Origin of the sequence: Mycobacterium sp. H4Y, from assembly GCF_000364405.1 — a bacterium.
Taxonomy (GTDB): domain Bacteria; phylum Actinomycetota; class Actinomycetes; order Mycobacteriales; family Mycobacteriaceae; genus Mycobacterium; species Mycobacterium intracellulare.
Genome location: NZ_AKIG01000002.1, coordinates 1263556 through 1284156 on the forward strand (window position 1 = coordinate 1263556; position 20601 = coordinate 1284156).

At 69.8% G+C, this 20601-nt stretch carries 15 protein-coding genes; 11 read left to right on the forward strand and 4 right to left on the reverse strand.

The annotated features are described in order from the left end of the window. Positions 1-66: 66 nt before the first annotated feature. The gene (locus W7U_RS19825; protein WP_008261764.1) at positions 67-1902 is read left to right on the forward strand and encodes an acyl-CoA dehydrogenase; all 1836 of its coding nucleotides are present in this window, start codon (positions 67-69) and stop codon (positions 1900-1902) included. A gap of 287 nt (positions 1903-2189) precedes the next feature. On the opposite strand, the gene W7U_RS19830 is transcribed toward W7U_RS19825, so the two are convergent. Next, a complete protein-coding gene (locus W7U_RS19830; RefSeq protein ID WP_008261765.1) occupies positions 2190-3536 on the reverse strand; it encodes an acetyl-CoA C-acetyltransferase in 1347 nt (448 codons plus the stop codon). Positions 3537-3687: 151 nt separating this feature from the next. On the opposite strand from W7U_RS19830, the gene W7U_RS19835 reads away from it, so the two are divergent. After that, positions 3688-5052, forward strand: coding sequence for a 3-oxoacyl-ACP reductase (locus W7U_RS19835; protein WP_008261780.1), 1365 nt, complete (start codon positions 3688-3690; stop codon positions 5050-5052). 9 nt (positions 5053-5061) lie between these two features. Further along, entirely contained in the window at positions 5062-5904 is an 843-nt protein-coding gene (locus W7U_RS19840; RefSeq protein WP_008261782.1) for a MaoC/PaaZ C-terminal domain-containing protein, read from the forward strand. A gap of 20 nt (positions 5905-5924) precedes the next feature. Here the strand turns inward: W7U_RS19840 and W7U_RS19845 are convergent, their stop codons facing one another. The 3 genes from W7U_RS19845 to W7U_RS19855 all read right to left on the reverse strand — a co-directional run bounded on the left by W7U_RS19845 (position 5925) and on the right by W7U_RS19855 (position 9365). Then, positions 5925-7178, reverse strand: coding sequence for a chloride channel protein (locus tag W7U_RS19845; RefSeq protein ID WP_008261783.1), 1254 nt, complete (start codon positions 7176-7178; stop codon positions 5925-5927). Positions 7179-7203: 25 nt separating this feature from the next. Further along, positions 7204-7848, reverse strand: a complete 645-nt coding sequence (locus tag W7U_RS19850) for a TetR/AcrR family transcriptional regulator (RefSeq protein WP_008261784.1) — start codon at positions 7846-7848, stop codon at positions 7204-7206. Positions 7849-8213: 365 nt separating this feature from the next. Next, positions 8214-9365: a glycoside hydrolase family 3 N-terminal domain-containing protein gene (locus W7U_RS19855; RefSeq protein ID WP_008261785.1), complete on the reverse strand. Its 1152-nt coding sequence runs from the start codon at positions 9363-9365 to the stop codon at positions 8214-8216. Between the two features lie 87 nt (positions 9366-9452). Between W7U_RS19855 and W7U_RS19860 the strand changes: the two genes are divergently transcribed. From W7U_RS19860 to W7U_RS19890, 8 genes are all read left to right on the forward strand, one after another. Then, positions 9453-9647, forward strand: coding sequence for a DUF2613 family protein (locus tag W7U_RS19860; RefSeq protein WP_008261786.1), 195 nt, complete (start codon positions 9453-9455; stop codon positions 9645-9647). An 86-nt stretch (positions 9648-9733) separates the two neighbouring features. Then, positions 9734-9907: a DUF2613 domain-containing protein gene (locus W7U_RS25100; RefSeq protein WP_007769006.1), complete on the forward strand. Its 174-nt coding sequence runs from the start codon at positions 9734-9736 to the stop codon at positions 9905-9907. Between the two features lie 58 nt (positions 9908-9965). Beyond that, a complete protein-coding gene (locus tag W7U_RS19865; RefSeq protein ID WP_008261791.1) occupies positions 9966-14174 on the forward strand; it encodes an alpha-(1->3)-arabinofuranosyltransferase family protein in 4209 nt (1402 codons plus the stop codon). A 98-nt stretch (positions 14175-14272) separates the two neighbouring features. Beyond that, a complete protein-coding gene (locus W7U_RS19870) occupies positions 14273-15721 on the forward strand; it encodes a lipase maturation factor family protein (protein ID WP_008261794.1) in 1449 nt (482 codons plus the stop codon). A 238-nt stretch (positions 15722-15959) separates the two neighbouring features. Beyond that, a complete protein-coding gene (locus W7U_RS19875; protein WP_008261807.1) occupies positions 15960-16964 on the forward strand; it encodes an ABC transporter substrate-binding protein in 1005 nt (334 codons plus the stop codon). Between the two features lie 622 nt (positions 16965-17586). Next, positions 17587-18837 carry a PPE family protein gene (locus tag W7U_RS19880; protein ID WP_008261808.1) on the forward strand — a complete coding sequence of 417 codons (1251 nt, stop codon included), beginning with the start codon at positions 17587-17589 and terminating at the stop codon, positions 18835-18837. Between the two features lie 14 nt (positions 18838-18851). Beyond that, on the forward strand, positions 18852-20222 hold the full coding sequence (locus W7U_RS19885) for a PPE family protein (RefSeq protein WP_008261809.1): 1371 nt from the start codon (positions 18852-18854) through the stop codon (positions 20220-20222). 19 nt (positions 20223-20241) lie between these two features. Beyond that, complete coding sequence (locus W7U_RS19890) at positions 20242-20592, forward strand: DUF732 domain-containing protein (RefSeq protein WP_008261810.1); 351 nt, start codon at positions 20242-20244, stop codon at positions 20590-20592. Positions 20593-20601: the final 9 nt, after the last annotated feature.

Consider the following 20601-nt stretch of genomic DNA (forward strand, 5'->3'; position numbering starts at 1 on the left):
GTTACTGGTGGGTAACTTAGACCTAGTACCCAACCACAAGTGGCATTCTCAACGAGGAGGACCGTAGTGAGCCACTACAAGAGCAACGTCCGCGACCAGGCGTTCAACCTGTTCGAGGTATTGGGCGTTGACAAGGCCTTGGGCCAGGGCGAATACAGCGACCTGGACGTAGACACCGCCAACGAAATGCTCAACGAGATGAGCCGGCTGGCCGAGGGGCCGATCGCCGACTCGTTCGTCGAGGGCGACCGCAACCCGCCGGTCTTCGACCCGAAGACGCACTCGGTGACGCTGCCGGAATCCTTCAAGAAGTCCGTACACGCCGTCATCGAGGCCGGGTGGGACAAGGTCGGCATCGACGAGGCCCTCGGCGGCGTGGCAATGCCCAAGTCGCTGCTGTGGGCGCTGCACGAGCACATCCTGGGCGCCAACCCCGCCGTGTGGATGTACGCCGGCGGCGCGGGTTTCGCGAACATCCTGTACCACCTCGGCACCGAGGAGCAGAAGAAGTGGGCCGTCCTGGCCGCCGAGCGCGGCTGGGGTTCGACCATGGTGCTCACCGAGCCGGACGCCGGCTCCGACGTCGGCGCCGGGCGGACCAAGGCTGTCAAGCAGGACGACGGGTCCTGGCACATCGACGGTGTGAAGCGATTCATCACCTCGGCCGACTCCGGCGACCTGTTCGAAAACATCTTCCACCTGGTGCTGGCGCGCCCCGAGGGCGCCGGACCCGGCACCAAGGGCCTGTCGCTGTTCTTCGTGCCCAAGTTCCTGTTCGACTTCGAGACCGGTGAGCTGGGCGAGCGTAACGGCGTGTTCGTCACCAACGTCGAGCACAAGATGGGCCTGAAGGTGTCGGCGACCTGTGAGCTGAGCTTCGGCCAGCACGACGTTCCCGCCAAGGGCTGGCTGGTCGGCGAGGTGCACAACGGCATCGCGCAGATGTTCGACGTGATCGAGCAGGCCCGCATGATGGTCGGCACCAAGGCCATCGCGACCCTGTCGACGGGTTACCTGAACGCGTTGGAGTACGCGAAGTCCCGGGTCCAGGGCGCGGACATGACCCAGATGACCGACAAGACGGCACCGCGGGTGACCATCACGCACCACCCCGACGTGCGCCGGTCGCTGATGACCCAGAAGGCCTACGCCGAGGGTCTGCGGGCGCTGTACCTGTTCACGTCGACCTACCAGGACGCCTCGGTGGCCGAGGCCCTGCACGGTGTGGACGCCGAGCTGGCCGTGAAGGTCAACGACCTGATGCTGCCGGTGGTCAAGGGTGTCGGCTCGGAGCAGGCCTACGCCAAGCTGACCGAGAGCCTGCAGACGTTCGGTGGGTCCGGCTTCCTGCAGGACTACCCGATCGAGCAGTACATCCGGGACGCCAAGATCGACTCGCTCTACGAGGGCACCACCGCCATCCAGGCGCAGGACTTCTTCTTCCGCAAGATCGTCCGCGACAAGGGTGTGGCGCTGGCCCACGTGTCCGAGCAGATCCAGAAGTTCGTCGACAGCGAGTCCGGCAACGGGCGGTTGAAGACGGAACGGGAGTACCTGGCCAAGGCCCTGACCGACGTTCAGGCCATGGCGACCTCGCTGACCGGTTACCTGATGGCGGCGCAGGAGGACGTGACCAGCCTCTACAAGGTGGGTCTGGGTTCGGTGCGCTTCCTGATGAGCGTCGGTGACCTGGTCATCGGCTGGCTGTTGCAGCGTCAGGCCGCGGTGGCCGTGGCGGCGCTCGACGCCGGCGCCAGCGGTGACGACAAGGCCTTCTACGAGGGCAAGGTCGCGGTGGCGTCGTTCTTCGCGAAGAACTTCCTGCCGATGCTGACCAGCACCCGCGAGGTCATCGAGACGCTGGACAACGACATCATGGAGCTCGACGAGGCCGCCTTCTAGGCCGCTTCGTAGGGACGCACAAATCCCCCGCCTCGCGTGCGAGGCGGGGGATTTTGCGTCGGTCTGACCGTCAGAACACCAAAAAGGCCGCCGCTGGATCCCCTCACTCCAGCGGCGGCCCTTTTCGGACGCCCATCGGCCAAGACCGACAGGCGGTCGTTCCGGGGGATGCCCCGTATTGCCGTCGGGGTCGGGGGGTCAGACCACAACACGGGGCCATCCGGGGTCACGGATACCCGCCGCCTTCGATCGCTAACCCGATGTGACCCATCTCATGGGCCCGACGGTCAGGCCTCCAGGATCGCGGCCACTCCCTGGCCGCCCGCCGCGCAGATCGAGACCAGGGCGCGCACCGGCTTGCCCGCGCCCTTCTGCTCGGCCTTTCGCTGCGCGAGCTGCTTGGCGGCCTGAGCCAGGATCCGCCCGCCGGTGGCGGCAAACGGGTGGCCGGCGGCCAGCGAGGAGCCGTTGACGTTGAGCTTGGACCGGTCGATCGAGCCCAGCGCGGCGTCCAGCCCCAGCCGCCCCTTGCAGTACTCCTCGGATTCCCACGCCTGCAGATGACACAGCACAACCGACGCGAACGCCTCGTGGATCTCGTAGAAATCGAAGTCCTGCAGGCTCAGGCCATTGCGGGCGAGCAGCCGCGGCACCGCGTACGTGGGCGCCATGAGCAGGCCGTCCCGCCCATTGACGTAGTCGACCGCCGCCGTTTCGGAGTCCACCAGGTACGCCAGCGGTGTGAGCGAGTGGGCCTCCGCCCACTCGTCGGTGCCCAGCAGGGCGACCGAGGCGCCGTCGGTCAGCGGGGTCGAGTTGCCGGCCGTCATCGTCGCGTCGCCGGCCTTGACGCCGAACACCGGCCGCAGCTTGGCCAGCTTCTCGGCCGACGAGTCCGCTCGCAGGTTGTCGTCGCGGTACAGCCCCAAAAACGGCGTGACGAGGTCGTCGAAGAAGCCGCGGTCGTAGGCGGCGGCCATGTTGCGGTGGCTGGCGGCGGCCAGCTCGTCCTGGGCGACGCGCGAGATGCCCATCTGCTTGGCGGTGATCGCCTGGTGCTCCCCCATGGACAGCCCGGTGCGCGGTTCGCTGTTGACCGGGATCTCCACGCCCAGGGTCGCGGGCAGAGTGCCCACCAGCTTCAGCCGCTGCACGTTGGACTTGGCGCGGCGCAACTTCAGCAGGGTGCGGCGCAGGTTGTCGCCGAGGCCGATCGGCGCGTCGGAGGTGGTGTCCACCCCGCCGGCGGCGGCCACCTCGTAGCGGCCGGCCGCGATGCCGTCGGCGGCGGCGATGGCCGCCTGCAGGCCGGTGCCGCACGCCTGCTGCAGGTCGAACGCCGGCGTGTACGACGCCAGCTGCGAACCGAGCACGCATTCGCGCGTGAGGTTGAAGTCCCGGCTGTGCTTGAGCACGGCGCCGCCGACCACCACGCCGAGCCGCTCGCCGGCCAGCCCGAAGCGATCCACCAGCCCGCCCAGCGCGGCGGTGAACATGTCCTGGTTGGAGGCCTCGGCGTAGGCGCCGTCGGACCGGGCGAACGGGATGCGGTTGCCGCCCAGGATGGCGACGCGCCGCCGCTCGGAGCTGCGCTGAGCAGCCGGTGTACTTGCCTCAGAACTTGCAGGGGCCACTGTTTTCTCCGTGCTCGTGCGGTCTATCGGTTTGGGATTCGCCCGTCTGGGGCCATACTACCCACTGTTCTTACTCTGCAGTAAGTTCGTCCTCGATACGGTTGTGCTGTAGGCATACCCCGACTTCGCAAGAACATGGAAGGTAGCTCCGGTGGCTCCCAAGGTCTCGTCCGATCTGTTCTCTCAGATCGTCAACTCCGGTCCTGGTTCGTTTCTCGCCAAGCAGCTCGGTGTTCCCCAACCCGAGACGCTGCGCCGCTATCGCGCCGGTGATCCGCCGCTGGCCGGGGCGCTGCTGATCGGCGGGCAGGGCAGAGTCGTCGAGCCGCTGCGCGCGGCGCTGGACGCCGACTACGACCTGGTCGGCAACAACCTGGGCGGGCGCTGGGCCGACAAGTTCGGCGGGCTGGTCTTCGACGCCACCGGCATCACCACGCCCGAAGGGCTCAAGGGGTTGTACGAGTTCTTCACCCCGCTGCTGCGCAACCTGGGCCACTCGGCCCGCGTGGCGGTGGTCGGCACCACGCCCGACGGCGCCGCCAACCCGCACGAGCGGATCGCCCAGCGCGCGTTGGAGGGCTTCACCCGCTCGCTGGGCAAGGAGCTGCGCAACGGCAGCACGGTCGCGCTGGTGTACCTGTCGCCGGACGCCAAACCCGCTGCGACGGGCCTGGAATCGACCATGCGGTTCATCCTGTCGGCCAAGTCGGCGTACGTGGACGGCCAGGTGTTCTACGTCGGGGAGGCGGACTCCACACCGCCGGGTGATTGGGAACGGCCGCTGGACGGCAAGGTCGCCATCGTGACAGGCGCGGCCCGCGGCATCGGCGCGACGATCGCCGAGGTGTTCGCCCGCGACGGTGCGCGCGTCGTCGCGATCGACGTCGAATCGGCCGCCGAGGCGCTGGCCGAGACGGCCAGCCGGGTGGGGGGCACCGCGCTGTGGCTCGACGTCACCGCCCCCGACGCCGTCGACAAGATCACCGAGCACCTGCGCGAGCATCACGGCGGCCACGCCGACGTCCTGGTCAACAACGCCGGGATCACCCGCGACAAGCTGCTGGCCAACATGGACGATGCGCGCTGGGACGCCGTCTTGGCCGTCAATCTGCTTGCCCCGCTGCGCCTTACCGAGGGGCTGGTCGGCAACGGCAGCATCGGCGAGGGCGGCCGGGTGATCGGCCTGTCGTCGATGGCCGGCATCGCGGGCAACCGCGGCCAGACCAATTACGCCACCACCAAGGCGGGGATGATCGGCCTGACCCAGGCGCTGGCCCCGGAGCTCTACGACAAGGGCATCACCATCAACGCCGTCGCACCGGGATTCATCGAGACCCAGATGACGGCCGCCATCCCGCTGGCCACCCGCGAGGTCGGCCGCCGGATGAACTCACTGCTGCAGGGCGGCCAGCCGGTGGATGTCGCGGAGGCCATCGCCTACTTCGCCAGCCCGGCCTCGAACGCGGTGACCGGCAACGTCATTCGCGTATGCGGCCAGGCCATGCTGGGCGCATAGGAGAACTTGATGAACCAGCCAAGCGGCCTGAAGAATCTGCTGCGCGCGGCCGCGGGAGCCCTGCCGGTGGTGTCCCGCGGCGGCGGACTGCCCACCCGCACGGTCACCATCGAGGAACTGCCCATCGACCGCACGAACGTCGCCGAGTACGCGGCGGTGACCGGCCTGCGCTACGGCAACTGCGTGCCGCTGACCTACCCGTTCGCGCTGACCTTTCCGGCGCTGATGTCGCTGGTGACCGGGTTCGACTTTCCTTTCGCCGCAATGGGTTCGGTGCACACCGAAAACCACATCACCCAATACCGCCCCATCGCGGTCACCGACACCGTCGGCGTGCACGTGCACGCCGAGAACCTGCGCGAACACCGCAAAGGTCTGCTGGTCGACCTGGTGACCGATGTCAGCGTCGGCAACGACACCGCGTGGCACCAGGTCACGACCTTCCTGCACCAGCAACGCACCAGCCTGTCCGACGAACCCAAACCGCCCCCGCAGAAACAGCCCAAGCTGCCGCCACCGCCCACCGTGCTGCGCATCAGCCCGGGCCTGATCCGGCGCTACGCCGTCGTCGGGGGCGATCACAACCCGATACACACCAACCCGATCGCGGCCAAGCTGTTCGGATTCCCCACCGTGATCGCGCACGGAATGTTCAGCGCCGCGGCCGTATTGGCCAACATCGAGGCGGCCATCCCGGACGCGGCTCGGTACTCGGTGCGCTTCGGCAAGCCGCTGGTGCTGCCCGCGACGGCCGGTCTCTACATCGACGAAAACGACGACGGCTGGGACCTTTCGCTGCGCAACATCGCCAAGGGATACCCGCACCTGACCGGCACAGTCCGGCCGCTTTAGCTTCTACCGGTGGCGACCGGCTAGCCGGCGTGCGTCGAACCGCGCCCGCAGGCAAGCACTTTCAGCGCGTGGGCGGCGGTCGCGGTCAGCAGGAACAGCGCAAACAACCACAGCGGCGGGCGGGCGAGTTCCCACACGAAAATCGCCGCCCAGATCGGCGAGCCCTGGGTCACCGCGAGCACACCGGCGGCGCCGGCCAGCGACACCGCCGGCACGTGCAGGTGCGTCCCGCTCGCCCAGTTGATCGCCAGCACCAGCGCCGCCCCCGCCGCCGCGCCGGTGGCCAGCGACGGCGTCAGCAGCCCGCCCGTACCCCCGGCGCGCAGGAACAACGCTGTCAGAAGGGGTTTCAACGCCAGGATCGCCAGCGCGGACACCAGGGTCATGCCGCTGGCCAGGCTGACCGTCAGGATGCTGCGGCCGTTGCCGGGTAACTCGGGCCACCAATGCGAGCAGACGCCCATTACCAGGCCCGCCCCGGCCAGCGCCGGGATCAGCACCCAGCTTCGCACCGGGCGCGGCGGCCGCGCCGCGGCCATCAACCGGTTGAAGGCCCAGCCCGCCGCGAAAGCCACCGGCGCCAACAGCAATCCGTGCGCTGTCAACAGATAGGTCGATTCCTCGATCGGCCACTGCAGGTTGGGTTGATCGCGCGTGATGGCCGAGCCGATGGCGACCGCCAGGCCGGAGGACAGGAACGCCGCGCCCACCGCGCGCGGGTGCCAGGTGCCCAGCAAGATCCGGGTCGAGAAGAGCGCCCCGGCCAGCGGGACCGCATACACCGCGCCCAGCCCCGCCCCGGCCGCGCAGGCCAGCAGGATCTCACGGTCGCGCCCGGAGAGCCGCTTGAGCCATCCGGTTCCCAAATCGCTTAGAACCGCGGCGAATTGGCGTGGCGCCCCTTCCCTGCCGAGCGATGCTCCCGACCCGACGAGCACCACCTGCAGCATGGCGTCGATGCTCCACGAGAGCCGCGGCACGCGTTCTCGGCGGGCGATGGTTTCCGCCAGCGGCGGCACGTCCGTGCGGCGCCGCAGCAGCCACCACCCGAGCGCGGCCAACGCGGCGCCGATCATCGGGCCGACCACGCGGCGTATCGGGCTGCTGGCGGCGACCCCGGCCAGCAGGGTGCCGAAGCTGTAGTGGTAGGTCGCGTGCTGGACCGCCCGCAGCACGAGCGTCGTCGCCAACCCGGCGACGCCGGCCAGCAACCCGACGATGACGACCGCGCAAAAGAAGTCGAGGTTGCCGCGGTCCGTGCGGGCGACGGGCATCGGGGCCACCTGACGAAGGAGGGGTCTAGTCGCCGGCGGCGTCCGAGCCGTCCGACTGGGACCGGGCCGCTTCCCGCTCCTCCGGTGAGCCTTTGAGGCCGTACCAGAACAGGTCGATCATCAGCTGGGCCGCCTCGTCGACATCGATATCGCCGGTGGACAACCGATTGGCCACCGCCTCGCCGGCGCCCACCAGCGCCACGGCCATCATCTCGTGCTCGATGTCCGGCCGCGGCGCGCGGCTGCCGGCCCGCATCAGCCCGGCGACCAGGTCGATGATCTGCTCGCGTCCCTCGCGCACCATGTGGGCGAACGCCTGCGAGCTGGTGGCCTGGGTGTACATCACGATCCACGACGCCCGGTTCGCGTCGATGTAGCGCATGAACGACGCGATCGTGTTGCGCAGCATGTCATTCGGGCTCTGGCGAAAGTCGATGTCGGCGCGCAACACGTCGATGAACCGGGTCATTTCCCGGTTCAGGCAGGCACCGAACAGGTCCTCCTTGGAGCCGTAATACAGGTACAGCATGGGCTTGGAGATCTGCGCCTCGGCGGCGATGGCGTCCATCGAGGTCTCGTGGTAGCCGTTGACCGAGAACATCTGCACGGCGGCGTCGAGCATCTGCTGCTCGCGCACGGCGCGCGGTAATCGCTTGGTACCACCCGCCATCGCTCGCCTCTCTAGCCCGTCTATCTGACTCAAGAGTAAGCAATGCGGCCGGACCGCACAGCACTAGTGCCCACGGCGGCGACCCGCTTCGCCCGGGGTGGACTATGCGGCGACCCGCTTCGCCGGCCCCGCCGCGCCCCTCTTCGCCGCCGCGCCTCGGCCCGTCTTCGCCGCGCCTCGGCCCGTCTTCGCCGCGCCTTGCCCCGTCTTCGCCTCGCCTTGGCCCGTCGAGTGTGAATCGTTGGCTTTCGGTGTGAATCTGCGGCGGCGACACGCCGATCGGGCGCGCCGCCACTGCACACTCAAAGCCGTCAGTTCACACTCAAGGTTGCGGCGGCCGGCTCACGCCGCGCTCGCGATCGCCGCTAGTGCCCGCAGGTCGGGCCGGGGCCCTTCATCTTCGCCACCCGCACCAGCGCCTCATCCACCCGTCGTGTCGGCAGTTCGCCTGAGGCGACGGCCTTTTGCAAGCGGTCCAGCACCGCGGGCACCTCGTCGGTGGTGACCCACAGCGCGACGTCGACGCCGGCCAACAGGCTGCGCAGCACCGCCTCCGACACCCCGTACCGGTCGGAGATGGCGGCCATGCTGGACAGGTCGTCGCTGAACACCGGGCCGGTGAACGGCGGACCCTTGTAGCCGACGCCGTTGCGCAACAATTGCACCGCCTCGGGGCTCAGGCTGGCGGGGACATCGCCGGTGAGGCCCGGGACCTGCAGGTGGCCCACCATCACCGCGACCGGCGCCGCGGCCACCAGCGACCGGTAGGGCACCAGGTCACTGGTCTGCAGGTCGGCGAGCGGCGGCGTGACTACCCCGCCGGTGTGCGAATCACCCGAGCCGTGCCCGTGCCCGGGGAAATGCTTGAGCACCGGCAGCAGCCCGGCGTCGCGGAGGCCCTGCGCGTACGCCCCGGCGTAGTCGGTCACCGTCTGCGGGTCCGCGCCGAAGGAACGGTTGCCGATGACGGCGTCGTCGTCCTCGTCGCTGACGTCGACCACGGGAGCGAAGTCGACGGTGATGCCCAGGTCGCGCATCTTGTGGCCGCGGTCGGCGGCCAAATCGTGGACCTGCTGGACGGTTTGTGTCTGCGCCAGCTCCCGGGCCGGCGGCGACGTGCCGATCAGGGTCTTCAGCCGCGACACCCGGCCACCCTCTTCGTCGACGCTGACCGCCAGCGGCAGCGGTCCCGCCTGGGCGCTGATGTCCGCCAACGGCCCCTGGAAGATCGTCAGGTCGGTCCAGCTGCCGATGAAGATCCCGCCGACGTGGTAGCCGTTGACGACGGCCCGGGCGTCATCGGCGTTCTTCACGCCCACCATCAGGAGTTGGGCCAGCTTGTCGCGGATGCCCAGCGCGGCCGGCACCGCCGCCGGGTCGGCGCACACCGGGGGCGCGGGCGCGGCCGCCGGCTTACTCGACGTCGACGAGTGGGCGGGTGGCGCGGGGTGGTGGCCGCAGCCGGCCACCAGCGCCGACGCGGCCGCAAGCACGGCGAAGGTGCGCGAAAATGCCATCGGGCCATGCTTTCACAGGGGGGCGTTTCGTCCCCGGCCCCAGGGGGCACAAGCGGTAGGTTGCCCATCAGGGGAGGTCAGCAGGCGATGAGCGGTTTCACGGTGGCGGCCGCGGCCAGCATCGCGGCGGGGTTGGCCGTCGGGATCGCGACGACGGTCGGCATCACGCTCGCGGTGGCCGACGACACCGCCGTCCCCGTGCAGGCGCCGGCGCGCCCGGCGTTGCCCTATCAGGTGCAATACGGCGACCGCTGTTTCCACGGACACTGTCTGCACTGGTGACGAGCGCTCGGTCGAACGCTCTTCTGCTAGGTTGGCGCTAGGTTGAAGTCACGACCGCAAGCCCCGCAATTACCCAGGAGCCGTCGATGAACCGGATCGTTGCGCCCGCCGCAGCGAGCGTTGTGGTTGGCCTGTTGCTCGGCGCGGCCGCGATCTTCGGGATCACGTTGATGGTCCAGCAAGACACGAAGCCGCCACTTCCCGGGGGCGATCCGCAGTCGTCAGTGCTCAACCGGGTCGAGTACGGCAACCGTAGCTAGCGGCGAGGTAGGGGCAGCGCGGCCGGAGCCCGCGGAGACGACCCTCACTTCGTCGGCTGTGTCGCGCCGCTGGTTGTGGTTGGTCGGCGCGATCGCGCTGGCGTTGACGTTCGCCCAGTCGCCGGGGCGGATCTCCCCCGACACGAAGCTCGACCTGACCGCCAACCCGCTGCGTTTTTTGGCGCGCGCGACCAACCTGTGGAACAGCGAGCTGCCGTTCGGGCAGGCGCAGAATCAGGCCTACGGCTACCTGTTTCCGCACGGCACCTTTTTCCTGATCGGTCACGCGCTGGGCGTGCCCGGCTGGATCACGCAGCGGCTGTGGTGGGCGCTGCTGCTCACGGCGGGCTTCTGGGGGCTGATGCGCGTCGCCGAGGCGCTGCGGATCGGCAGCCCGGCGTCGCGGGTGATCGCCGCGGCCGCGTTCGCGCTGTCGCCGCGGGTGCTGACCACCCTCGGATCGATCTCGTCGGAAACCTTGCCGATGATGCTGGCGCCCTGGGTGTTGCTGCCCACGATCCTCGCGTTGCGGGCGTCGACGGATCGGTCCGTGCGAGCGCTGGCCGCCCGGGCGGGCCTGGCCGTCGCGCTGATGGGCGCGGTCAACGCCATCGCGACACTGGCCGGCTGCCTGCCCGCGGTGATCTGGTGGGCATGCCACCGACCGAACCGGCGGTGGTGGCGTTACACCGGGTGGTGGCTGCTGGCGCTGCTGCTGGCCACGCTGTGGTGGGTGGTGGCGCTGGTGATGCTGCGCGCCATCAGCCCGCCGTTCCTGGACTTCATCGAATCCTCCGGTGTGACAACGCAATGGTCGTCACTGACCGAGATGTTGCGCGGGACCGACAGCTGGACCCCGTACGTGGCGCCCAACGCCACCGCGGGCGCCCCGCTGGTGACCGGATCGGCGGCCATCCTGGGCACCTGCCTGGTCGCCGCGGCCGGGCTGGCGGGGCTGGCCTCGGCCGCCATGCCGGCGCGTGGCCGCCTGGTCACGATGCTGTTGGTCGGGGCGGTCTTGATGGCCGTCGGCTACAGCGGCGGGCTGGGCTCTCCGGTGGCGCACGCGGTGCAGGCCTTCCTGGACGCCGGCGGCGCCCCGTTGCGCAACGTGCACAAGCTGGGGTCGGTGATCGGCATCCCGGTGGCGCTGGGCATCGCCCACCTGCTCGGCCGGATACCGCTGCCGGGCGCCGCCCCGACGCCGGTGTGGCTGCGCGCGTTCGCCCACCCGGAGCGCGACAGGCGGGTGGCGGCCGCGATGGTGGTCCTGACGGCGCTGATGGTCAGCACCTCGCTGGCGTGGACCGGTCGGCTGGCGCCGCCGGGGACGTTCACCGCCATCCCGCCGTATTGGCATGAGGCCGCCGACTGGCTCACCGAGCACAACACGGGCGCCCCCACACCCGGGCGGGTGCTCGTCGTGCCGGGGGCGCCGTTCGCCACGCAGGTGTGGGGCACCAGCCACGACGAGCCGCTGCAGGTGCTGGGCAGCAGCCCGTGGGGGGTGCGCGATTCGATCCCGCTGACCCCGCCGCAGACCATCCGGGCGCTGGATTCGGTGCAGCGCCTGTTCGCCGCCGGCCGGCCCTCGGCGGGATTGGCCGATACCCTTGCGCGCCAAGGTATTTCCTACCTTGCGGTGCGCAACGACCTGGATCCCGACACGTCGCGCTCGGCGCGCCCGATCCTGGTGCACCGCGCCGTGGACGGCTCGCCGGGGCTGCGGAAGGTGGCGCAGTTCGGCGCCCCGGTGGGCCCCGGAACGCTGGCCGGCTTCGTCGCCGACAGCGGGTTGCGGCCGCGCTACCCGGCGGTCGAGATCTACCGGGTCACCGGCCGCGGTGACGTCAGTGACCCCGCCGCGCCCTACCTCGTCGACGCCGACCGGCTGGCCCGCGTCGACGGCGGCCCGGAAGCGTTGCTGCGCCTGGACGAACGGCGGCGGCTGCTGGGCCAGCCGCCGCTCGGCCCGGCGCTGCTGACCGCCGACGCGGGCGCCGCCGGGCTGCCGCTGCCGCCGGGAGGCGGCGTGACCGTCACCGACACCCCGGTGACCCGGGAGACGGATTACGGTCGGGTGGACCAACATTCGTCGGCGATCCGGGCCCCCGGCGACGCGCGGCACACCTACAACCGGGTGCCGGACTATCCCGTCCCGGGCGCGGAGCCGGTGGCCGGCGCGTGGACCGGCGGGCGGATCACCGTGTCGAGCTCGTCGTCGGATTCCACCGCCATGCCCGACGTCGCCCCGGCGACCTCCCCGGCCGCCGCGATCGACGGGGACTCCGCGACCGCCTGGGTGTCCAACTCGCTGCAGGCCGCCGTCGGCCAGTGGATGCGGATCGATTTCGACCACCCCGTGACGAATGCGGCAATCACGTTGACCCCCAGTGCAACCGCCGTCGGCGCCCAGGTCCGCCGCATCCTGATCGAAACCGCCACCGGCAGCACCACGCTGCGGTTCGACGAGCCGGGCAAGCCGCTCGCCGCGGCGCTCCCCTACGGTGAAACGCCGTGGGTCCGGATCACCGCCGCGGGCACCGATGACGGGTCCGCCGGCGTGCAATTCGGCATCACCGACCTGACGATCACCCAGTACGACGCGTCCGGGTTCGCCCACCAGGTCGACCTGCGGCACACCGTGCGGGTGCCCGGGCCGCCCCCCGGCGCCCCGATCGCAGGGTGGGACCTGGGCTCGGAACTGCTCGGCAGGCCCGGCTGCGCCCCGGCGCCCGACACCGTGCGCTGCGCGCCGTCGATGGCGCTCACCCCGGAGGAGCCGGTCAACTTCAGCCGGACGTTGACCGTGCCGGCGCCGGTGTCGGTGACCCCGACGGTGTGGGTGCGGCCCCGGCAGGGCCCGAAGCTGGCCGCCCTGATCGCCGAGCCCGATGCGACTGTTGCCCAGGGTGATTCGGATGCGGTCGATGTGCTGGGCTCGGCCTACGCGGGCACCGACGGCGACCCGGCCACCGCCTGGACGGCGCCGCAGCGGGTGGTGCAGCACAAGACCCCGCCGACGCTGACGCTGAGGCTGCCTCGACCCACCGAGGTCACCGGGTTGCGGCTGGTGCCCAGCCGGGCGGCGCTGCCCGTGCGTCCGACGATGGTGGCCGTCAACCTCGGTGACGGCCCGCAAGTGGCGGCGGTCAAGGCCGATTCAGGCGGGGCGCAGACGCTCGCGCTGAAGCCCCGGGTGACCGACACGGTGACGCTCAGCCTGCTGGACTGGGACGACGTCATCGACCGCAACGCGTTGGGCTTCGACCAGCTCAAGCCGCCCGGGCTGGCCGAGGTGGCCGCGCTCGGCGCCGACGGCAACGCGATCGCGCCCGCCGACGCCGCCCGCAACCGCGGCCGGGAGATCTTCCTCGGGTGCGATCGCGGCCCGGTCATCGCGGTCGCGGGCCGGTTCGTGCACACCGCGATCCACACCACCGTCGGGGCGATACTTGACGATCAGCCCCTGGCTGCGGTGCCGTGCGACCGCGATCCGATCGCGCTGCCCGCCGGCGACCAGGAGCTGCTGATCAGCCCGGGGGCGCAGTTCGTCGTCGACGGGGCCCAACTGTCGACCTCGCGGGCCCCCGAAAGCGCGCGGGCCGAACGTCTTTCGTCCTGGCGGGCATGGGGACCGGCCCGGCGCGAGGTCCAGGCTCCCCCGTCGGCCACCCCCCGGGTGATGGTCATCCCGGAAAGCATCAACCCCGGCTGGGTGGCGCGCACCGGCAGCGGGGCCCGGCTGACGCCGATCGCCGTCAACGGCTGGCAGCAGGGGTGGGTGGTCCCCGCGGGCGACCCCGGCACCATCACGCTGACGTTCGCCTCCAACCCGCTCTACCGCGCGGGACTGGTGGTGGGACTGGCCTTGTTGCCGCTGCTGGCGCTGCTGGCGTTCTGGCGCACCCGAACCCGCGACGCGGGCGCCCCCACGCAACCATGGCGGCCCGGGGCATGGGCGGCGGTCCCGGCGCTGGCCGCCGGGGCGCTGATCGCCGGCGCCGGCGGCGTCGTCGTGATGGGCGCCGCCCTGGGGTTGCGCTACGCGCTGCGCGCCCGGCGCTGGGAACGCCTCGCCCTGGTGGGCAGCGCCGGCGGGCTGATTGTGGCGGGGGCGGCGTTGTCGCGCCAGCCCTGGCGCTCGGCGGACGGCTACGCGGGTCATTCGGCGAACGTCCAACTGCTGGCGCTGGTTTCGCTCGCGGTGCTGACCGCCTCGGTGATCGTCATGCCCGACCGGGAGCGCCGGTCCGGCGACGAATAGTGCCGAATAGTTTTGGCGCGTAGTGGCTACCCCCGTTTATCGGCTGATTGACTGGATATGCGGTCGGTGCGACAGCCGCCGATCGGGGAGTGAGCGCCATGACCTGGTTTTCCGCGCCCGAATACTGGGTGGGCAGACTGGTCCTCGAGCGCGGCGCCGCGGCGATCTATCTGCTGGCGTTCGTCGCGGCGGCCGCGCAATTCCGCGCACTCATCGGCGAACACGGGATGCTGCCCATTCCGCGGTTTGTGGCGGCGCAGTCGTTTTGGCGCACGCCGAGCATCTTTCATCTGCGCTACTCCGATCGGCTGTTCGCGGCGGTCGCCTGGTTCGGCGCGGCACTGTCGGCGGCCGTCGCCGCCGGCGCGGCCGACGCGGCGCCGCTGTGGGCCGCGATGGCGATGTGGCTCGTGCTGTGGGTGCTCTATCTCTCGATCGTGAACGTCGGGCAGACCTGGTACTCGTTCGGTTGGGAGTCGTTGCTTCTCGAGACCGGGTTTTTGATGATCTTTCTCGGCAACGAAGACGTGGCGCCCCCGGTGCTGACGTTGTGGATGGTCCGATTGCTGTTGTTCCGAGTCGAATTCGGTGCGGGGCTGATCAAGATGCGCGGCGATCCGTGCTGGCGCGACCTGACGTGTCTGTACTACCACCATGAGACGCAGCCCATGCCCGGGCCGCTGAGCTGGTTCTTCCACCACCTACCCAAACCGCTGCACCGGGTCGAGGTGGCGGGCAACCATTTCGCGCAGCTGATCGTGCCGTTCGGACTGTTCGCGCCGCAGCCGGTGGCCAGCGTGGCCGCGGCGATCATCGTCATCACGCAGCTGTGGCTGGTCGCGTCGGGCAACTTCGCCTGGCTGAACTGGGTGACGATTCTGTTGGCGTGCAGCGCCATCGACGACGCGTCGGTCGCGTCGCTGCTTCCCGGGGGGCTGGTCCCGGCGCACGACGGCCCGGCGGCGCCCGCGTGGTTTGCGGTCCTGGTTGCCGCGGTGTCGGCGGCGGTGCTGTTCATGAGCTACTGGCCGATACGGAACATGTTGTCGTCGCGCCAGCGAATGAACATGTCGTTCAACTCATTTCACTTGGTGAACACCTACGGGGCCTTCGGCAGCATCGGGCGGATCCGTCGGGAGGTGGTGATCGAGGGCACCGACGATGACCAGCTCAGCGACCAGACCGTCTGGCGGGAATATGAATTCAAAGGCAAGCCGGGTGGGCCGCGCCGGCTGCCGCGACAGTGGGCCCCCTATCATCTGCGCCTGGACTGGCTGATGTGGTTCGCCGCGATCTCGCCGGGCTACGCGCAGCCCTGGCTGCGGCCGTTCCTGCAGCGGCTGCTGCGCAACGACCGGCCGACCCTGCGTCTGTTGCGCCACAACCCGTTCCCGGATGCGCCACCGCGGTTTGTGCGCGCCCAGCTGTACCAGTACCGCTTCACCACCCCGGCCGAGCTGCGCCGCGACCGGGCGTGGTGGCATCGCGCCCTGGTGGGTGGCTATGCGCCGCCCATGACGTTGTCGACACCTACCACCACCAATTGAGGCCAATCTCGGCGTCACCGGTCGTATCGGCCAGGACGCGACGCAAGGCCGCGTGAACCCCCTCTAGGCGCGGTTGCGTTCACGGAAATTCAAACCGTTGTCCGCCCAACCGATCTGCCATAGCCTCGCCTTCCACAGCGCCGCAGCCTTGCCTGCGCGAATCCCGTGCCAACCGGCCCCGTCCCGGGTACCGCACCGACGTGCTCAGCCAGCTCGGTGTCCTGATCTGAGGAGCTCGATGTCGACACGACGCCATACCGCGCTACTGCTGGCTGCCATCGCTCTGCTGCTGCCGGCGTGCGTCTCCCGCCAACAGGCCGCCGGCCCCGGCGCGGTGCCGGACCGAGTTCCGCTGTCACAGCTGGCCGACCTGACTCTCAAGGTCGGCGATCAAAAGAGCGTTGGCACCGAAGCCATGCTGAGGGCCGCCGGCGAGCTGCAGAACCTTCCGTACCGGATCGAATTCTCCACCTTCACCTCGGGACCACCGATGGTCGAGGCCGCCGCCGCCGGCAAGATCGATTTCGCCATCACCGGTGACACCCCACCGATTTTCGGCGCGGTCGCCAACGCCCGCATCAAGGTGGTGTCCGCATTCGACGGTGGGGGCCCCGGTGATCAGATTCTGGTTCACGCCGATTCGCCTATTCACTCCGTCACCGACCTGCGAGGCAAAACCATCGCGCTGGCCAAGGGCAGTTCGGCGCACGCCAATGTGCTTGATCAGCTCGACAAGGCCGGACTCAAACCCGACGACGTCCACCTGGTGTTCCTGCAACCGGCCGACGCCCTGTCGGGATTCCGCAATGGCCAGGTCGACGCGTGGGCCGTGTGGGATCCCTATACCGCGCAGGCCGAACAGCAACTCCCGGTGCGGGGCCTGGTCACACGCAAGTACAAGTACTCGTTCGGGATCGCCTCCGACCAAACGCTGGCCGACGCCAAACGGAACACCGCCCTGGCGGATCTGCTGGCGCGATACACCCGAGCCGCGGTCTGGGCGCGCGAGCACCCGCAGGAGTGGGCCGCTCAGTACGCCGGGTCCGCCGGCATCGACCCCGCCGTCGCCGCCGTCGCGCAGGGGCGCACTCTGCGACAGCCGATCCCCCTCGACGACACCGTGATTGACGCCGAACAGCGCCTCACCGACCTACTGGCGGCGGCGGGCCAGATCAAGTCCGCACCGCGCTTCGGCAACTGGGTGGATCGTCGCTTTGCCGCCACCGCCGCCGAAACTCACTGACCCGCATGAGGTGGGACTTCTGATGACGAGGCCAGACCGCCCCGCGATAGTGGGCGCGGCAAGGCCGACGTAGTGGTGTTCGCATCGGTTGACGCCGCCGGGGCGGCCGGCTCAGGCACCGGAGGCTGTGGAGCGAAACAACATTCGCGGTCGTCGCTGCGCCGGTGATTCCGGGCCGCGACGGCGACGTCGTGTTGCCAGTGGACTCTGGTCAAGCGCACGCGGATGACCGCGCCCGGTGCGGGGCAGCGAATTTTGGATGGTGAGATTTTTATTGAGGAAACCCCCTGGCACGCTCATGTTTGCCGGGTGTTGATCGTGTTTTCACTCTGGGACGTGTACGAATTCGCCCGAGGTAGACGGGGCTATCGGCGCCTTGCCAATCAAACCGCTGCGTTGCAGGCCTTGCCATTCGAACGCGGTGTTCCCCCGGCGTCGGCCTGCATTTGCCACGAGCTCTTCGGGCAGAGCTGGCTAGTCTTCTGAGCACCCGAACATTTCAAGCAACTGGCATCCACTGGCGGGTGCCGACCGAAGTTGCTCAATGTTGTTGAAGACCAACCTTATCGGCAAGGACGAGCGCGGGGTCCGTGGTGTTCGCGGCCGGAGGCGGAGGAAACAAATGGAATTCGGAGCGTTACCGCCGGAGATCAACTCCGGCAGGATCTACTCAGGCCCCGGGCCGGCCCCGTTGTTGGCCGCCGCGGCCGCCTGGGACGGATTAGCGTCCGAATTACGCGCCACGGCAGCGTCTTACGGGTCCGTCGTCGCAGAGCTGAGAACCGCGTGGAATGGCCCCTCGTCGACGTCGATGGCGGCCGCGGCCGCGCCGTACGTCGCGTGGCTGATCGGCAGCGCCGCGCAGGCCGAGCAGTCGGCAAGTCAGGCGAAGGCGGCGGCGGGCGCGTACGAGGCCGTCTTCGCGGCCACGGTGCCGCCGCCGGTGATCGCGGCCAACCGGGCGTTGTTGGCGACACTGGTCGCGACCAACATCCTGGGCCAAAACACCCCGGCCATCGCGGCCACCGAGGCCCAGTACGCCGAGATGTGGGCCCAAGACGCGGCCGCGATGTATGGCTATGCGGGTTCCTCGGCGGCCGCGACTCAACTGGCACCGTTCACCACGCCGCCGACGACCACCGACGGCAGCGCGGAAACCAACCAGACCACCGCGGTCGCCGCCGCGACTCAGTCCTCGGCGAGCTCCAATGTGGAAACCGCGGTCTCCCAGGCGCTCTCGCAGGCCCCGGCCGCGGCACAAACCGCGGCGACGACGTCGCCGGGAATCTCGCTCGGTCTCGGGGAAGCCACGGGAGGCCTGAAAAGTTTCAACAGCTTCCTCAGCACCCTGACCGGGCCCTACTCGCCGCTCGGGGTCGCAGACGCGGGGAAGGGTTTTTATCAGCTTGCGCTCAACACCAAGGCGATGGGCGGCAACGTTCAAAGTGTCGACCCCACACTGCATCCCAAGGGTCTCCATGGGGTTCTGGCCCCGTTGCTGCACAGCGATCTGCTGACCGGCGCCACCTCCTTTCAGGCACCGAGTGCGGGAACGGTGTCGGCGGCGGTGGGTCGTGCCGGTGTGGTCGGATCGTTGTCGGTTCCCGCGAACTGGGCCTCGGCCGCGCCCGCGATCAGGACCCTGGCCGCCGAGCTGCCCGAGACGATGCTGGACGCCGCACCCGCGATGACGATGAACCCCGGCCAGGGCCTGTTCGGCCCCACCGCCTTGTCGAGCCTGGCCGGACGCGCCGTCGGGGGCAGCGCCACCCGCGCGGTGGCCGGGCCGGCGGTCCGGGTGCCCGGGGCGGTGGCCGTTGATGACATCGCCACCACCTCCACGGTCATCGTGATCCCGCCGAACCCGAAATAAGGAAAGGCACCGCCATGGTTTTCACCGATTTCGCAGCGCTCCCACCAGAGGTCATCTCCATCCAGCTCTACGCCGGCCCCGGCGCGGCGCCCATGCTGTCCGCGGCCGCCGCATGGCAGGCGCTGGCCGCCGAATTGCATTCCACCGCATCCTCGTACGGCGCGGCGATCTCCGAACTCATCGGCGAGGACTGGCAGGGCCCGTCGTCGGACTCCATGGCGTCCGCCGCGGCACCGTACGTGAACTGGATCTCGACCACGGCGGGCCTCGCTGAGCAGACTGCCGCCCAAGCCCAAGCCGCGGCTGCCGCCTATGAGGCCGCGCTGGCCTCCGTCGTCCCGCCCGCGCTGATCGCCGCCAACCGCACCCAGCTGGCAGCGCTGCAGGCGACCAACCTGTTGGGGCAAAACGGCGCGGCGATCGCGGCCACCGAAGCCGAATACGCCCAGATGTGGTCCCAAGACGTCACCGCGATGTTCGGCTACGCCGCCGCCTCCCAGTCCGCCGGGGAGCTGGCGCCGTTCGAGCAGGCGCCCGCTGTCAGCAAGGACACCGGGTCGGCGGCTCAGGCGAGCACCACGGCCGCCGCGGCGTCGAGCTCGTCGTCCTCGTGGACGCAACAGCTGCAGGACTACATCAACTCGCTTACCACGGGATACACCCAATCGTGGCAGAAGCTGATCGAGGGCATGACCGGCAGTAAGGAGGTCGCGCCGCTGTGGGAGGCGCTGTTCTCCAGCGTCAAGGGCGTCGGCGGGCAGGCCACCTGGACCAACGTCGTCGGCGCCAGTGGCGGCCTGGGCGTCTCGGAATGGAAGGGGGCCTTCGTCTATGCCCCCTGGAGCGCCGGCTTGCCCAAAGCTTCGCTGGGCGCGGGTCTGGCCTCCCCCGGAGGCCTTGGCGCCGGCGTCCCGGTGCGTCCCGTATCGGCGGTGCTGGGCACCGCGCCGACCGTGGGAAAGCTGTCGGTGCCCTCGAGCTGGGCCACCGCCGCCCCCGCCATCCGGCTGGCCTCCACCGCACTGCCGGCCACCAGCGCGGCCGCGGCCGCCGCGGCGGGTTTCCCGGCCGAGCTGGTCAACGACGCCACCCTGGGCAGCCTGGCCGGCGGCGCACTCGGCGGCCCCGCCGCCCGCGTCATCAACACCACCACCGGGATCCAGACCCGCGCGATCGCCGGCCAGCGCCGCACCCAACCGGTCAAACTCGACCGCATCATCGCCCAACTACAAGAAATGCCCGACCAGGTGCAGCACTGGAACGTCGACGAGTCCGGCCTCGACGACCTGGTCGCCCAACTCAGAACCACACCCGGAGTGCACGCCGTGCACGTCAACGACGAACCGACGCCCGCCGCCGCACACCCCGAATCCCAGCTGGGATAACCACACCGAAGGAGGCTCCATGACACGGCTGCTCGCGCTTCTCACCGTATCGCTGGGCATCACGCTCGCGGCACCCGCACACGCCACGCCGGGCGAGGACGAGGCACCCGCCGACGACAACAACGGATCCTTCCTGTCCGACCTCCACACCGTCGGGATCAGCTTCAAGGACCCCGGCCAGGCCGTCGCCGCGGGAAAGTCGGTGTGCGGCATGATCACTCGCGGCGTATCCGGCCTGCAACTCCTCACCGACATACGCGACAACAACCCCGCCCTGACCACCCACGGCGCCGCCCAATTCGCCACGATATCGGCGAAGGCCTACTGCCCCGGACAACTCGAAGAGAGCAAGGGCAAAGGCGGGGGCTGAGCGCCAACT